The organism is Massilia sp. BHUDP2 (assembly GCF_046236355.1).
Classification (GTDB): Bacteria; Pseudomonadota; Gammaproteobacteria; order Burkholderiales; family Burkholderiaceae_D; genus Telluria; species Telluria varians.
This window is the reverse complement of the sequence record NZ_JBJUVW010000001.1, coordinates 1,455,711-1,471,242: the sequence shown is the minus strand read 5'-3', so window position 1 is coordinate 1,471,242 and position 15,532 is coordinate 1,455,711. Positions and strand designations below refer to the sequence as shown.

13 protein-coding genes and 1 riboswitch are annotated in these 15,532 nt (G+C 67.1%); of the genes, 6 read left to right on the top strand and 7 right to left on the bottom strand.

The features are described from left to right. The gene (locus ACK6C6_RS06585) at window positions 1-897 is read right to left on the bottom strand and encodes a LysR family transcriptional regulator (protein WP_409266488.1); all 897 of its coding nucleotides are present in this window, start codon (window positions 895-897) and stop codon (window positions 1-3) included. A 110-nt stretch (window positions 898-1,007) separates the two neighbouring features. Here ACK6C6_RS06585 and ACK6C6_RS06580 point away from each other — a divergent pair, with 110 nt between their 5' ends. Together ACK6C6_RS06580 and dkgB are read left to right on the top strand one after the other, a co-directional pair. Continuing rightward, a complete protein-coding gene (locus tag ACK6C6_RS06580) occupies window positions 1,008-2,213 on the top strand; it encodes an MFS transporter (RefSeq protein WP_409266487.1) in 1,206 nt (401 codons plus the stop codon). 22 nt (window positions 2,214-2,235) lie between these two features. Then, the gene (gene dkgB / locus ACK6C6_RS06575) at window positions 2,236-3,036 is read left to right on the top strand and encodes a 2,5-didehydrogluconate reductase DkgB (protein WP_409266486.1); all 801 of its coding nucleotides are present in this window, start codon (window positions 2,236-2,238) and stop codon (window positions 3,034-3,036) included. On the opposite strand, the gene ACK6C6_RS06570 is transcribed toward dkgB, so the two are convergent. Continuing rightward, entirely contained in the window at window positions 3,037-3,744 is a 708-nt protein-coding gene (locus ACK6C6_RS06570) for a glutathione S-transferase (protein WP_285378915.1), read from the bottom strand. A 424-nt stretch (window positions 3,745-4,168) separates the two neighbouring features. Between ACK6C6_RS06570 and ACK6C6_RS06565 the strand changes: the two genes are divergently transcribed. From ACK6C6_RS06565 to ACK6C6_RS06555, 3 genes are all read left to right on the top strand, one after another. Further along, window positions 4,169-5,128, top strand: coding sequence for a DUF535 family protein (locus ACK6C6_RS06565; RefSeq protein ID WP_292045610.1), 960 nt, complete (start codon window positions 4,169-4,171; stop codon window positions 5,126-5,128). Window positions 5,129-5,240: 112 nt separating this feature from the next. Then, complete coding sequence (locus ACK6C6_RS06560; RefSeq protein ID WP_409266484.1) at window positions 5,241-6,875, top strand: ATP-binding protein; 1,635 nt, start codon at window positions 5,241-5,243, stop codon at window positions 6,873-6,875. Window positions 6,876-6,929: 54 nt separating this feature from the next. Beyond that, a riboswitch (TPP riboswitch) is annotated at window positions 6,930-7,038 on the top strand. Window positions 7,039-7,129: 91 nt separating this feature from the next. Continuing rightward, window positions 7,130-9,259 carry a TonB-dependent siderophore receptor gene (locus ACK6C6_RS06555; RefSeq protein ID WP_409266483.1) on the top strand — a complete coding sequence of 710 codons (2,130 nt, stop codon included), beginning with the start codon at window positions 7,130-7,132 and terminating at the stop codon, window positions 9,257-9,259. 130 nt (window positions 9,260-9,389) lie between these two features. On the opposite strand, the gene ACK6C6_RS06550 is transcribed toward ACK6C6_RS06555, so the two are convergent. The 5 genes from ACK6C6_RS06550 to ACK6C6_RS06530 all read right to left on the bottom strand — a co-directional run bounded on the left by ACK6C6_RS06550 (window position 9,390) and on the right by ACK6C6_RS06530 (window position 14,324). Further along, complete coding sequence (locus ACK6C6_RS06550; protein ID WP_409266482.1) at window positions 9,390-10,259, bottom strand: HDOD domain-containing protein; 870 nt, start codon at window positions 10,257-10,259, stop codon at window positions 9,390-9,392. A 190-nt stretch (window positions 10,260-10,449) separates the two neighbouring features. After that, window positions 10,450-10,977 (bottom strand): AAA family ATPase, encoded by a 528-nt coding sequence (locus ACK6C6_RS06545; protein ID WP_409267309.1) that lies wholly within the window; start codon window positions 10,975-10,977, stop codon window positions 10,450-10,452. Window positions 10,978-10,988: 11 nt separating this feature from the next. After that, a complete protein-coding gene (pnuC, locus tag ACK6C6_RS06540) occupies window positions 10,989-11,582 on the bottom strand; it encodes a nicotinamide riboside transporter PnuC (RefSeq protein WP_409266480.1) in 594 nt (197 codons plus the stop codon). Between the two features lie 143 nt (window positions 11,583-11,725). Further along, entirely contained in the window at window positions 11,726-12,298 is a 573-nt protein-coding gene (locus tag ACK6C6_RS06535; RefSeq protein ID WP_409266479.1) for a proprotein convertase P-domain-containing protein, read from the bottom strand. Between the two features lie 73 nt (window positions 12,299-12,371). Beyond that, window positions 12,372-14,324 carry a rhamnogalacturonan lyase B N-terminal domain-containing protein gene (locus ACK6C6_RS06530; RefSeq protein WP_409266478.1) on the bottom strand — a complete coding sequence of 651 codons (1,953 nt, stop codon included), beginning with the start codon at window positions 14,322-14,324 and terminating at the stop codon, window positions 12,372-12,374. A gap of 202 nt (window positions 14,325-14,526) precedes the next feature. On the opposite strand from ACK6C6_RS06530, the gene ACK6C6_RS06525 reads away from it, so the two are divergent. Next, window positions 14,527-15,495: an IS1595 family transposase gene (locus ACK6C6_RS06525; protein ID WP_409267308.1), complete on the top strand. Its 969-nt coding sequence runs from the start codon at window positions 14,527-14,529 to the stop codon at window positions 15,493-15,495. Window positions 15,496-15,532: the final 37 nt, after the last annotated feature.

Genomic DNA, 15,532 nt, shown 5'->3' with positions numbered 1-15,532 from the left:
TCAGCGCTCCAGCACCTGTTCCAGGCGCCGCGCCAGGAAGTCCACCAGGGCGGCCACGCGCGGCGCCAGCGATCCCTGTTTATAGAACACCGCCCACACCGGCTGGGTCCACGGCAGGCTCGCCTCTTCCAGCACCGGCACCAGCCTGCCGGCCGCCACATCGGCGCGCGTCAGGAAATCCGACAGCGAAGCCACGCCCGCCCCGGCCAGCGCCAGGTGGCGCACCGTCTCGCCGCTCGATGCCGCCACGCTTGGCGCCACCGTCCACCCTTCCCCGCCGGCGTGACGCAGCGGCCAGGTGTTGAGCAGGGCAGGCGCCGTGAAGCCGAGCGTGCGGTGCTCCTTCAGCGCGTCGACGCTGGCCGGCGTGCCATGCTTGTCGAGATACGCCGGCGCCGCCAGCACGCGCAGGCGCGAGCTGCCCAGGCGGCGCGCGTTCAGGGTCGAATCGGGCAGCGCGCCGATGCGGATCGCCAGGTCGGCCCGTTCCTCGATCAGGTCGACGTAGGTCTCGCCGCTGACCAGCTCCAGCTGCACCAGCGGATACTGGTCCAGGAATGCCGGCAGCAGCGGCGCCAGCAAGTGGTCGAGCGCCGGCGTGGCCGCGTTCACCCGCACCAGGCCCGAAGGCTGCGAGCGCCGCGCGGCGGCCTCCAGCTCGGTATTGGCCAGGTCGGCCAGCAGGCTGCGCGCCCGCCCCAGCAGCCAGCCGCCCTCTTCCGTCAACTGCAGGCGCCGCGTGGTGCGGTGCATCAGCGTCATGCCCAGGTGGTCCTCGAGCCGCGAGATGGTGCGCGACACCCCGGAGGGCGTCTGCCCGAGCCGCTCGGCGGCCTTCGAGAACGATCCCGTATCTATGACTGCAGCGAATGCAATCAAGGCTTCCACATCGATCATTCGTGACTCCACGTCAAAAGTGAATTGTACGCCAAGGCATTTTTCTGCGCAGTCCGAAGCGGCACACTGCGAGGCCTGGATCAATCCCCCGGCATACAAAGGAGAACCCCATGCCACTCGCCCTCTGGGCGCTCACGCTGAGCGCCTTCGCCATCGGCACGACCGAGTTCGTGATCGTCGGCCTCATTCCCACCATCGCCGCCAGCCTGAATGTGTCGGTGCCGTCCGCCGGCCTCTTGGTAAGCCTGTACGCGCTCGGCGTCGCCGTCGGCGCGCCGGTGCTGACCGCCCTCACCGGCCGGGTGCCGCGCAAGCAGCTGCTGCTCGGCCTCATGCTGCTTTTCACCATCGGCAACCTGGTGGCCTGGATGGCGCCCGGCTACGCCGCCCTGATGGCCGCCCGCGTGCTGACCGGCCTCGCGCACGGCGTGTTCTTCTCGATCGGCTCCACCATCGCGACCAGCCTGGTGCCGAAGGAAAAGGCCGCCAGCGCGATCGCGCTGATGTTCACCGGCCTGACCGTGGCCCTGGTCACCGGCGTGCCGCTCGGGACCTTCATCGGCCAGCACTTCGGCTGGCAGGCGACTTTTCTCGCCGTGTCGCTGCTGGGCCTGATCGCGATTGTCGGCAGCTGGATCCTGGTGCCGGCCGACATCGCCGGCAGCAAGCCATCGAGCCTCCTGACCCAGCTCGCGGTGCTGAAGAAGCCGCGCCTGCTGCTGGTGTATGCCATGACCACGCTCGGCTACGGCGGCTCCTTCATCGCCTTTACCTACCTGGCGCCGATCCTGCAGGAAGTCTCGGGCTTTGCCGCATCGAGCGTGAGCCTGGTGATGCTGGTCTACGGCGTCTCGGTCGCGGCCGGGAACATCTGGGGCGGCAAGCTGGCCGACCGCAAGGGCCCGCTGCCGGCGCTGCAGATCGTGTTCGCGCTGCTCGCGCTGGTGCTGCTGGTGCTCGGCTTCACCGCGCCCAACAAGTGGCTGGTCCTGGGAACCGTGCTGGCCTGGGGCGCGGTCGCCTTTGGCAACGTGCCCGGCCTGCAGGTCTACGTGGTGCAGCGCGCCGAACGCGATGCGCCGCACGCGGTGGACGTGGCCTCCGGCCTGAACATCGCCGCCTTCAACGTCGGCATCGCCTTCGGCGCCTGGGGCGGCGGCCTGATCGTCGCCAAATTCGGACTGATGGCCACGCCCCCGATCGGCGCCCTGATCGTCGTCGGCGCCTTCCTTCTTACCACGCTGGCGCGCTGGCTGGACCGCCGCGACGGCCTGCCAGCCAAGGTGGCTCGGCAGCACGCCGTCGCCACCCACTGATTTTTCAATGAAAGGATTCACCATGCACATGCCACAACTCGGCCTCGGCACCTTCCGCCTGCAGGGCCAGCAGGCCATCGATTCGGTCCGCAACGGACTCGAACTGGGCTACCGCCACATCGACACCGCCCAGATCTACGGCAACGAAGCCGAAGTCGGTAGCGCGCTGGCGGCGTCGAAGCTCGCGCGCGACGAGGTCTTCGTGACCACCAAGATCTGGACGGAGAACCTGGCTGGCGAGGTCCTGGTGCCCAGCCTGAAGGAAAGCCTGCGCAAGCTGCGCCTGGAGCAGGTCGACCTCACCCTGATCCACTGGCCTTCGCCGGGCGCCGCGGTGCCGGTGGCCGAATCGATGGGGGCCCTCCTCAGCGCACGCGAACAGGGTCTCACGGGAGCCATCGGCATCTCGAATTTCCCGATCGCCCTGATGCGGGAAGCAATCGATGCGGTCGGCGCCCACAACATCGCCACCAACCAGGTCGAGCTGCATCCCTACCTGCAGAACCGGACGGTCGCCGCCTTCGCACGCGAGATGGGCATCCACGTCACCGCCTACATGCCGCTCGCCTACGGCAAGGTGATGGATGATCCGGTCATCAAGGGAATCGCCGCGCGCCATGGCGCCACGGCCGCGCAGGTGACGCTGGCCTGGCTGATGGCCAGGGATTATGCCGTCATCCCCTCGTCGACCAAACGCGCCAACCTGGCCAGCAACCTGGCCGCCGGCAGTCTGGTGCTGACGCAGGACGAGCTGCTTGCGATCGATGCGCTGGACCGCGGCGAACGCCTGGTCAGCCCCGAGTTCGCACCTGGGTGGGACTGACTACTCGTCGAGTTCGGGATAGTGGCGGAAGATCCCATTCTGGTTGAACGGGATGCGGCGCGGCGAGGCCAGGTAGGCCGCGATATTGGGCCGCGCCGCCACGCGGTCGCGCAGCGCGCCGAGGGCCGGATACTCGCCCTCCAGCCGCTTCATGGCGTTCGGGAAGGCATAGCGCAGGCCTTCGATCACCTGGAACAGCGACAGGTCGGCATAGCTCGGCTTGTCGCCCACCAGCCAGTCGCGCTGCTCGGGATTGGTGAGCAGGCGCGAGAAATAGCCGAAGAACTTGGGCAGGCGCGTCTCGATGAAGTCGGCGGCGCGCCGCTGCGCTTCCGGCTTCTGGTCTTCATAGTAGAGCGAGGTGGCGATCGGATGATGGGTATCGTGGATCTCGGTGACCAGGTCGGCGATGGTCAGCTGCAGCTGGTGGGTCCACAGCCGGCCCGGATCGGAGCGGGGCGCCAGCGCATGCTGCTCGCCCAGGTACAGGAGGATGTTCGCCACCTGGCCGATGGTCAGCTCGCCGGCACGCAGGAAAGGCGGCGCGAACGAGGGACGTGTTTCGGTCTCGAGCGCCGACAGCAGCAGGTCCATGCCGCCCTCGCGGCGCGCCACGTCCACGTACTCGGCCCCCGCCTCTTCCAGGGCAAGCCGGACGAACTCGCCACGCCCCTGTATACCTGGCCAGTAAAAAAGTTCATACGCCATCTCGCACCTCCGGTCTGGTTCGGTCTGGCGCAATTATCGATGATGAATCGGAAGCGTGTCGCCGCACAAACATGGTAATCTTGTATGCTTGTCAGGCGAAAACAAAAAGTCGCAAAACAGGCGAAAAACAAGCAAGAACAAGCAAGACGAACCACGAGAGAGAGACACGACATGAACGCAACCCGTCCCAGCGGTTTCATTTCCATCCCCCAGCGTTCTCCGTATTACCACAGCACGAGTTAGCATCCTGGCAAATTGCGTGGCAGAATGTGATTTCTGCGATGCAAGCCCATCTACAGTTGCGGCCTCCTGAAACCCACTGCAGCGCGCAGCAGGTTTTCCGAGTACTCATGTAGCGGGCATCGAAGATAAAGCAGTGGCGCCGCCGTGGCGCCCGCAACTTTACGCCGACTGGAGCGCTCACATGATTTTCGCTCACCTGACCAAGCACTGGATTGCACGCCGCAGCCAGTACACGCCTGCCTCCTGGATGCTGAGCATCGTGCGCAGCCTGCGCGTGCTGCGCTACTGGCGCGAGCACCAGGCCCTGTGCCGCCTCGACCTGGTACGCCGCTTCGTCGCGGCCGCCCCCAACGACGACCTGTTCCACCACCTGAGCCACCGCAGCTACCTGGCGCGCGACCTGAGCGCGCGCGAGCGCGTGCAGTGCGTGCTGTCGCACTACCGCTTCGAGGACGCCGCCTTCAGCAATGCCTACCACCAGGCCGTCTACGGCGGCGGCGGGCTCACGCTGTGGCAGCACGACACCGGCGAGCACAGCTTCCTGCTGCGCCTCGAGATGGCGCCGCGCCACGATGCCGAGGGCGACCTTACCATCTCGCTGGTCGCCGACGGCAAGTACCTGCACCGCCTGTCCTATACCTGGATCGACGGCCAGCTGGCCGGCAGCGAGCTGCCCACCGTGCCCTTCGTGACCCGCAACCAGGGCCGCTGGCTCGACTCCGGCGCCGCCTTCGACGCTTTCGAAGAAGCCTTCCCCAACAACTCGCCGAGCTTCTTCTGCTTCGCCGCGATGCAGGGCGTGGCGCAGGCCCTGGGCATCGACCAGGTGGTGGCGATCAAGTGCACCTCGCACATCGCCTACGATCCGGCCGACCTGAAGCACTTCGAGAATGCCTACGACGGTTTCTGGAAGATTCTCGGCGGGGTCGAGATGCCGGGCCGCAGCTACCTGATCCGCCTGCCCTTCTACCTCAAGCCGCTGGCCGACATGCCGTCCAAGCACCGCAAGCGCGCCGCCCAGCGCCGCGAATACTGGCGCGCCATCGGCGACTCCACCCGCACCACCATGCTGCGCCACATGGTGCCGGCCGCCAGCGCCCAGGCGCGCGCGGTCGCGGCGCCGGCCACGGCCGAGGCCTGAGGCCGGGCGGCTCGTCGCGGCCGCCCGCCATCCCGTCTGTCCCATCCGGGGCGTGCCGGCAAGGCCGGAATCCGGCGCGCCGGCCCGGGCATTCCGACTATGATGATGGGACATGCCTTCTCGAGCCCATTCGACATCCGACAGCCGCGCGTCGCCCGCCGTCCCCATGCCCGCCTTGCCGCGCCTCGTCGCCTGCGCCTGCGCACTCATCGCCGCCATTTGCCTGCTGGGGTGGGCGGCCGGCATCGATTCGCTCGTTTCCGTCTTCGCCGGTTTGCCGGCCATGGTCCCGCTGACCGCCACCCTGACCCTGCTCGCCAGCGGCACACTCACTTTGCACGGGCGCGGCGCCGATACCCGCTTCGGCCCGGCACCGGCGCTGCTCGTGACCGTCATGGCGGCTGCGATCCTGCTGGCACATGGCAGCGCGCGGCTGGACTGGCCATTCGCAGCGTCCTTCATTGCCGACCATGCCGGCTGGTGGCGTTTGTCGTCGCCGCTGACCGCGGCGATGTTCTTCGGCATGGGCATCAGCCTCCTGGCCCTGCCCCGTGCGCGCCATGTCCAGCTCGCGCAATGGCTGGCGCTCGGGGTGCTGTCCCTGGCCGCGCTCACGCTGGCAAGCTACATGTTCCGCGACACCTTCCTGTACCAGTCGCTGCCCGGCAGCGGCACCTCGATCCTGACGGCCCTGGTGCTGATCCTGCTGCCGCTGGGCGCCCTGGCCGCACGGCCTTCCGAAGGAATGATGGCGGCGGTCGCCGGCCACACCCCAGAGGCGCAGATGGCGCGCCGGCTGCTGCTGTCGGCCATCGCCATGCCGGTCCTGCTCGGCGCGCTGGTCTGGCTCGCCCTGCACTTCGATACCATCGACACCGAAACCGGCATCGCGCTGCTGGTCTGGGGGATCGTGGCCCTGATCGTGGCGAGCACCTGGCACGCGGCGCTGCGCCTGAACCGCGCCGATGCCGCCCGCCGGCGCGCCGAGCAGGCGCTGGAACGGGCCCTGGCCTCGTTGCGCGAAGCGGACGCGCACAAGGACCGCTTCATGGCGGTGCTGGCGCACGAGCTGCGTAATCCGCTGGCCCCGATCCGGGCGGCGGCCGACTTGCTGCGCCTGCCAGGCGGCGCCGACGCCGCGCAGCAGCATCGCACCGCCGAGATCATCGGGCGCCAGGTGGAAACGATGACCCACCTGGTCGAGGACCTGCTCGACGTGTCGCGCGTGCGGCAAGGCCTGATCGCGGCGGAACGCGCGCCCGTGGACCTGTGCCTGGTCCTGAACGACGCCCTCGACCAGACCCGCCCGCTGTTCAGGCAGCGCCGCCACCGGCTGCATGCGGACCTCCCGCCGCAGGGGCCGGTCGTGCTGGGCGACCACAAGCGCCTGGTACAGATCGTCGCCAACCTGCTGGTCAACGCCGCCAAGTACACGCCCGAAGGCGGCGAGATCCGGCTGGCCCTGCACGTCGGACGCGAGCGCGCCGAGATCAGCGTGCACGACAACGGCGTCGGCATCGAGGCCGGAATGCTCGGCCGGGTGTTCGACTCCTTCAGCCAGGTCACGCGCACGCCGGGCCGCAACGAAGGTGGCCTGGGCATCGGCCTGGCGCTCGTCAAGAGCCTGGTCGAACTGCATGGCGGCACCGTCAGCGCGCACAGTCCGGGACTGGGCCTGGGCAGCACCTTCGTGGTGACCCTTCCCTGCGCACCCGCGGCCGCCCCCACAGACGCCATGGCGTCCTGAGTTCCGGCCCGTCTTGCCACATTCACCACGGCCTCCCGTGTCCGTGCTACACTGCCGCCTCGCTAGGGGTCCTGGCATGCGCGAGAAGCGCGTTGCCGGGTGAGAGATACCCTTCGTACCTGATCTGGATAATGCCAGCGAAGGAAAGCGCAACGCAGTTCCCATCCTTGTTTGCCCTTCCCCCACGTTGGCTCCGGCTTTTTTAATGAAAGCAGCGCGCCATGCTTGATGTGGCGCGCGAAGACGAGCAAACCATGACATCCAAGCTGAAGTACTCCCTGATTGCCTGCGCCATCCTGCAGGCCTTCTCCACCAACGCATCCGCACAAGCGCTTGACGGCGTGGCCTCGGTGGTCGTCACCGGCAGCCGCTGGGTCGCCAGCGACCGCGCCAGCATCGGCGGTTTTTCCGACGCGCCGCTGCTCGATACCCCGGCATCGATCACCGCCATCAACCGCACCCAGATGCTGGACCTGTCGATCCGCAACGTGACCGACGCCGCCCGCTACGATGCTTCGATCGGCGACGCCTACAACGCGGTCGGCTATGCCGAGCAGTTCTCGATCCGCGGCTTCGCCCTCGACAACGCCACCAGCTACCGCAAGGACGGCATCGCGATTTCCGCCGACACCCAGATCCCGCTGGAGAACAAGGAACGCATCGAAGTGCTGCGCGGCCTGGCCGGCCTGCAGGCCGGCGTCGCGGCGCCGGGCGGCATGCTCAACTTCGTCACCAAGCGCCCGACCAATGCGCCGCTGCGATCCATCCTGGTGGAAGCGAGCGAGCGCGGCACCCTGCACGGCTCGATCGACCTGGGCGGCCGCTTCGAGGACCGCCGCTTCGGCTATCGCATCAATGCCGCAGCCGAGGACCTGAAGTCCTACGTGCGCGGCGCCGATGGCGAGCGCCAGTTCGTCTCCGCCGCCTTCGACTGGCAGATCAGCCCGGACGCCCTACTCCAGCTCGACGTCGACCACCAGCACAAGGCGCAGATCACGGCGCCTGGCTACCAGCTGCTGCGCAACGAAGTCCTGCCGACCGGCGTATCGGCCAAGACCCTGCTGAACGACCAGCCCTGGACCAGGCCGGTCGAGACCGACAGCAGCAACCTGGGCCTGCGCTTCGAATACCGCCTGAACCCGGACTGGACCGCCACGGTCAAGGCCAACAAGCACTGGTTCAAGCGCGACGACTACACCGCATTCCCCTACGGCTGCAGCAACGAGGGCGAGGGCTTCTATCCGGGCTACTGCTCGAACGGCGACTACGACGTGTATGACTACCAGAGCGTGGGCGAGCGCCGGACACCGTGGGGCCTGCAGGCCATGCTGCAGGGCCGCTTCGCCACGGGCGCGGTGCGCCACCAGCTGACCGTGGGCGCCGCCCTGTCCGAGCGCCACGACAGCTTCGGCGAATACGTCTACGACTACGCCGGCTACAGCAACATCTGGAACAACCAGGCCGTCGATCCGGCCCCGGGCAATCCGCGTACCGGCCCGGTGATGGAGCGCCGCAGCGACCGCGAAAGCGCGCTGTTCGTGCAGGACGTGGCGGCGCTGTCCGACAAGATCACGCTGCACACCGGCCTGCGCTGGGTAAAGCTCAAGCGTGACGAGCTGGCCGAGATCGAACAGGGCTGGGTGCATGCCGACGATTCCTTCGTGCTGCCGAGCGTCGCCCTGGTCTACAAGCCGGCGCGCGACTGGAGCGTCTACGGCTCGCTGAGCCACGGCCTGCAGCACGGCGGCATCGCCGAAATGGGCACCGCCAACGAAAACAGCGTGCTGCCGCCGAGCCGCTCGAAGCAGGTGGAAGTGGGCGTCAAGGGCGTGGTGGGCAATGCGGTGATGCTGTCGGCCGCCGCCTTCGACATTCGCCAGGGCCTGGAGTACGTCAACGCCGCCAACCTCTTCGTGCGCGCCGGCCAGCAGCGCCACCGCGGCGTCGAACTGGCGGCCCAGGGCAAACTGAATTCCGACCTGAACTACAGCCTGTCCCTGATGGCGCTCGACGCCGAACAGACCGGCACCGGCGACCTCGATGTCGAAGGCAAGCGCGTGACCAACGTGCCGGAGTTCCGCTCGACCGCCTGGGTGGAATACGCGGTGCCGGCGCTGCGCGGCCTGAAAGTGGACGCCACCTGGCAGTACTCGGGAAGCAAGGCCTTCGACCCGGCCAACCGCGCCGTCGTGCCGGGCTACCACGTGGCCGCGCTGGGGGCCTCGTATGCGCTGCGCGTGGGTGGGATGAACACCATCCTGCGCGCCCGCGTGGACAACGTGTTCGACAAGTTCTACTGGCGCGACGTGACGCAGTCGCTGGGCGGTTACCTGCTGCCGGGCGCGCCGCGCACCTTCAGGGTGTCGGCGCAGTTCGACTTCTAAGGAGTTGTAGGGTGGGCGGCTTCGCCGCCCACGCGGTGATCGATGTCGGCTCCGCTTTCGCGCAGAATGATCTTGCTGCCAACTATCACCGCGTGGGCGGGAGACCCGCCCCCCTACGGTCAACGCATACTCAGTCGGCCAGCTCAGCCAGCTTGCCCAGGCAGCGCCGCTGGAAGCCATCCAGGCCGGCGGTCACGAAACTGTCGTCCGGCTCGATCACCTCTGCATCGAGCAGCAGGCGCAGCTTGGCGATGCGGTCGCCCTGGGTCAGCGCCTGGGCCAGGTGCGGCCCGTCCGGGTCGCTTGCCCAGGCGATCGCCTCGACCACCTCGGCCGGGAAGTCCCAGTGGCGGGCGATCACCGCCGACAGCTGGCGGCTGGCCTCGAACAGTTCGATCCCGAAGGTCCCCGAACCGGGCACCTTGCCCTGGCAGACCCGGTCCGCGATCTGGAACGCGACCTGCAGGCCCACGTTCTGCATCAGGCCGGCCAGGTAGGATTCGAACACGCCGGCCGACAGGCCCGGCGCCATCACGCTGGCGGCAAAGGCGCAGCGCTCGGAATGGCGCCACACGTTCGGCGCCACCTGGCGCGCGACGCCCTGCACCTTCACGCGGATCAGCGGGCGCATCGCAATGCGCGCCAGCAGCATGCGCAGGCCGTTCAGGCCGAGCATGGTCACCGCGCCGTCGAGGGTCTCGATCGGTTTGGCCGGCCGGTAGTAGGCGCTGTTCGCCTCGCGGATCACTTCGGCGACCAGCACCAGGTCGCGTCCCACCTCGGCCGACAGCGCGGCAGTGGAGATGTTCTCGTCCGACAGGGCGCCCAGCAGCTGCGTCACGAGTTCCGGCACGCGCGGCACCAGGCCGGAGGCGCTTTCGGGGTCGTCCGTGAGGGCGCGCAGCTCGTCGAGGATCTGCCGTTCGATCTCCGGACTGGCGTTGGTGCCGCTCGAGGCGGCCAGCCAACGGTAGTAGGCAGCGTCCACATCGGCCGCCATATCGGTCTCATTTGCCACCGCGGCCGCATCAGTGGCGGCTGAGGCAGCGGTCTCCTTTTCGGTGCCGCCGAGCAGGCGGCCTATCCAGTTTTTCACAGCGCACCGCCGTAGTTGTCAAAGCTGAGAAAAACATTCTAATACCATACGGCAACAAAAAGGCAAATGTAACCGCTTGTCTCCTAAATCCACCTCAATCAAGAGACAAAGAGTCAGCAGGACGCCCCAGCAGACCCTCCACCTGGCGCAAGCGCTGTTCCAAGCTGCCTTCGAGCAGGACGTAGGAGATGGCACGCGCCTGCAGCGTCTCGACCAGCATCCGGTGCACGGTCTGGCGCACCTCTTCCGATTCGCGCTGCAGCCCGTCCGGCTCCCAGGGGCTGTCGGGCGCCGTCACCAGGGTCCAGGCGTAGTCGTGGCTGCCGGCGAGGCGCGCCAGTTGCGGGTCGACGCGGCCCCAGTACTGGCGGCTGTACAGCGCCGTCATCAGGGGCGTCGTGTCGCAGAACAGGAAACCTGCGGCGCGCCCGGCCGCCTCGTCCTCGCGCGCGCGCTGGGTGCAGGCGATCGGGTACTGGTCTTCTTCGTCCGGCACGCGGCCGTGGGTATCGACGAATTCGCGCAGGTATTCCGGCACCCACACGGTGCCGTAGCGCCGCGCCAGGGCGTCGCACAGGGTCGATTTGCCGGACGATTCGGCGCCGAGCACGGCGATGCGCATCGGCTTCGGCGTCACGCATCCCTCCGCGCGATGTTCGACCAGGCGCGCCAGCCGGTCCAGGCCAGCACCACGAACACCCCATACAGGATGGCGGTCAGGTGCAGGTCCTTGTAGATGTACAGGCCGACGTAGAGCACGTCGACCACGATCCACACCAGCCAGTTCTCCACCTTCTTGCGGCCCAGCAGGAGCTGGCCCACCAGGCTGCCGGCGGTCAGGAAGCCGTCCGCATGCGGCACATCGGTGTCGGTGAGACGGTCGAGGAACTGGGACAGCAGTACGAAGCCGATGGCCCAGGCGGCGATGGACCAGCCCCAGCCCGCAGGCTTCAGGCGCGTGACCACCAGCGGCCGGTCGCCGGCGCCGTGCAGCCACTGGTACCAGCCCCATACCGAGGCGCCGATGAACACGAACTGCAGGCCCATGTCGCCATACAGCCTGGCCTCGAAGAAGACCACGGCGTACGTGCTTGACGACGCGATCGAGAACAGCCAGGCCCAGTGCTTCTGGCGGATGTTCAGCAGCACGGTGGTCACCGCCAGCAGGAAGGAGATGAGTTCCAGCGGCGTGGTGCTGAAACCGAGAAAGGCGAGCGGTTCGTTCATTCGATGCGGGGGACGCAAGGTCAGGTCAGCAGGCGATTATGGCCACTCGCTGACCAATGCGCAAGGCTCACCGTCCGGATCCGGACACGATTGCCCCCAGCCGGGCAAGGCCGGCCTGATCGAGAGCCGCTTCGCGACCCGCTTTACCTGAGCTTGCGGCGGCGCGCGCCGCCCAGGCCGAGCGCCGCCAACGCGAACAGGGCCAGCGAGCCGGGCTCCGGCACCTCGGCAGTGAGCGCCCAGCCGTCGATGCTGCCGGCGTCGCCCGCTTCGCTGTCCACCACCGTCAGGGTCCAGGCGCCGAACACGTTGTGGCCGATGAAGGCGGCCAATGCCTCCTCCGGCCGGAACGACCCGGTGTAAGGGGCATAGGCATAGCCTTCGGCGATGCTGATGGCGGCGCCGTCGTCGAACAGGGTATCGGTATAGTTGGCGCCGCCCGAGCCGCCCTGGCGGTTCGACAGCAGCACGGTCATGCCGTCATGGCTCAGGCTCAGCACCAGGTCGGCATCCCAGCCGTGGGTGATGTTGACCAGTGCGTTGACGTCCAGGACGCGGCCATGGCGCTCCACGTTCAGGGTCGAACTGACCGTGCAGGTATCGCAGATCTCGACCGGCACGTTGGGGCTGGCGACGGTGATGACGCCGGCGTGGGCGCTGGTGCTGCCGATGGCGAATGCGGCGGCAAGGGTCAGGCAAAGGGAGCTGAGTTTCACGATGGTCTCTTCTGGAATGTGTTGTGGTGGAGTGCTCTCCCCTTGGCGCGGGAGAGCCTCTGCTTACGTGTGCTTAGTTGATCTTGACCAGGTCCATGGCGTCGAAGGAGACGGCCGGGGTCAGCCAGCTGGAGGAGCTGGTGGACCCGCTGACGACCCAGATCTTGAGCGTGTTCTGGCCGGCGATCAGCGCGCTGGCCGGAATCGTGTAGTCGTAGGTGATATTGCGCGCGCGGTAGGTGCCGACCGTCATGGTGCGGGTCGATGGCTGGCCCGGCGGGAACAGGTCGCCGGACTGCGAGCCGACGAAAGGCGAGGTCCAGTTGTTCACGTTGATCTGCGGGCGGCCGCCTGCCTGCGCGGCGGTGATGCCGATCCTGAAGCGGTAGGTCGAGGTGGCCGAGATCTGGCTCGCCTTCAGGGCGAAGCTGATCGTGACCGGGCCGTTCGGCGCGGTATTCAAGCCCTTCCACTGGAAGGCCGGCATGTGCAGGCCGGGCGTCGAGATGCCGACACGGTAGGGATCGGCGCTGCTCGCCGTCGTGAACCACGGGCTCATGCGCACGTCGGACGGGTGCATGATGGTGATCTTGTCGCCATTCAGGAATTCCCTGGGCGTGCCGTCCCACTCGCCGATGCGGAACAACGCCTGCGTCAGGCTCGGGTCCCCTTTCGCGATGTGCCATTTGCCGCGCGGGTCGTCATTGTTCACCAGCGGGTCGGCGGCGATCGTCAGCGCCGGCACGATATTGGTGGTGCCTGCGGTGACGTTGACCGTCGACGTGGCGACCGCCAGTTCGTTCTTGTAGACGGTCATGGTGTAGGCGCCGGGGAGCATGCCGTTGGCCTGGGTATTGCCGTCGTGGCTGGCGGCATCTGCCCAGTATTGCGCGGTGGCGTTGGCGAAACCGACGGTGTACGGGAAGGCCGGGTTGCGGCCGTAGATGGCCGGCACGAACACGTTGCCGCGCGCCGTCGGCGGCACGTAACCGAGCAGGTTCATCTTCGAGAACCATGCGGTATCGACGCTGCCTGGCGCCGCGCCGTTGTTGAACACCATGGTATAGGCGTTCAGGCGGTTGAAACGGAAGGCTTCGGTCTGGCCCTCGCCATAGTTGACGATGTAGGTGATCTCGTTGTTGGTGCTGGTGATCTGGTTGAGCAGGCTGCGGTAGAACGGACCGCCGGAGCCGCCTTCGTTATTGTCGCGGACGATCCACACGCCGACGTTCGGACCGGTGCCGCCGATATGGGTCCAGTCCTTCAGGCGCATGTTGGAGTAGTGCTTGGAGCGCGTCTCGCCCGCATTCGCACCGCTGTTGATGCCGAAGATGTCGCCCGACTCGATGGCGCCGGTGGTGCCGCGCAGATCGTCGGGCCAGGATGGCGGGCGGTTCGGATCGGCATTCGTCACCAGGCCGCCGGGCGTGCCGGCCGGCGTGCCGCTGGGCAGCGCGGCGATGCGCAGGCGCGCGATGAAACGCACCAGCGCCTGGCCGGTCGGCTCGGCGGTGAAGTGGGTGCCCATGTAGATCCTGGGGTCGCCCTTCCTCACCAGGTAGTAATGGGTCAGGACCCCGGTCGCGCCGCCGAGCGTCTTGACCGTCACCTTGATGTAGTCGCTGGCCGCGGTGGTCGCGCTCTGGCCGGCAGCCGGCACCGTCACCGGCACGGCATTGCCGTTGGCGTCGACCACTTCGGCCTTGACCTCGACCCCGGTCTGGTCCGTATAGATCCAGTCGTAGCCGCTGTTGACCTGGGTGCCGCGGGCCGCATCCTGGAATTCGACGCCGTTATAGACGATGCTGGACAGGTCGCCGGGAGAGGTGGTGCTGGTGTCGTTCGGGTGGCCGCGTACCTTGAATACCAGGCCGGCGCCGGTGTCGATGGTGTAGCTGACGATCCTGTCGCTGGCATCCTTGGTCGTGGTGACGCCGAATGCGGCCTGGGCTTGCATCGATGCGCCGGCCAGCATCGTGAATAGTGCGCAGCCTTGCAGCAAGGCTTTCAAGCTTGGTGTTCTCATGCTGTCTCCAATGATGTTGTTGTAATTGCATTTTTAGTATTGGATGTAAAGACCTTGCAGGTCAATCGTCTGGTCGAGACAAGCGGAAATACTCACTTCCGTGAGCAGAATAAAAAGGCGCTGTCAACTTTAACTATGGATGAGCGCGGAACTGCTGAGCTCATCCATGGTCGAATGCCTGTCACCACGGACGGGAACGACCATGCGCGCGCCACATTTCAAGAAGTGGTTTGCCAAACTCCCTGCACTGAACCTGCCCCAGCGCCTGCAGACGCTGGCGGCCCTGCATCCCTCTGCCGGGCTCGATCAGGTGATTGCCCTCATCGGCCAGATCGGCGCCACGCAGCGCCGCTGCCCGAGCTGCGCCTGCGAACATTATTACCGGCATGGACAAGCGAACGGCCTGCAACGCTACCGCTGCCGCGCCTGTAGCCGCACCTATAACGACCTGAGCGGCACGCCGCTGGCCCGGCTCCGGCTGCGTACAAAGTGGCTTGATTACTTGGGAACCGTGCTCGACTCGAAGTCGGTGCGCGCAGCCGCCAGCGAGGTCGGCGTGCACCGCAACACCGCCTTCCGCTGGCGTCACCGCTTCCTGGAACGACCCAGGCATGCCCAGCCGACGCGCCTGGGCGGCATTGCCGAGGCTGATGAAATGTTTATATTGGAATCGCAAAAAGGCGCGCGCAAGCTGGACCGACCGGCACGCCGACGTGGCGGCCGCGCCAGCAGGCGCGGCATTTCACGCGAACTCGACTGCATTCTTGTCGCGCGCGACCGCAGTGGCCAGACCGCCGATGCCGTAGTCGGCCGTGGCGCCTTGACGGTTGCGCAGCTGGAGCGCCACCTGCTGCCCCGGCTCGATTGGCAGGTGCTCCTGGTCAGCGACGGCCATGCGGCGTATCGCAGTTTCGCCCGCAAGCATGGCATTGCGCACGAGGCGGTGAACCTGCGTGCGGGTGTACGGGTACGCCGCGGTATTGCCGGGGTCATCCATGTCCAGAATGTGAACGCCTACCACCAGCGCTTCCGGCAATGGTTGAGCCGCTTCCGCGGCGTAGCTTCGCGCTACCTGCCGAACTACCTGGGCTGGCGTCGGGCGCTCGATGGTGGACGGATCACGACGGTGGAGCAATTGCTGCGACTCGTGTTCGGAGTCATCCATAGCTAACGCTGACAGCGCCAAAGAAAACCGCCGCGGGATCGCT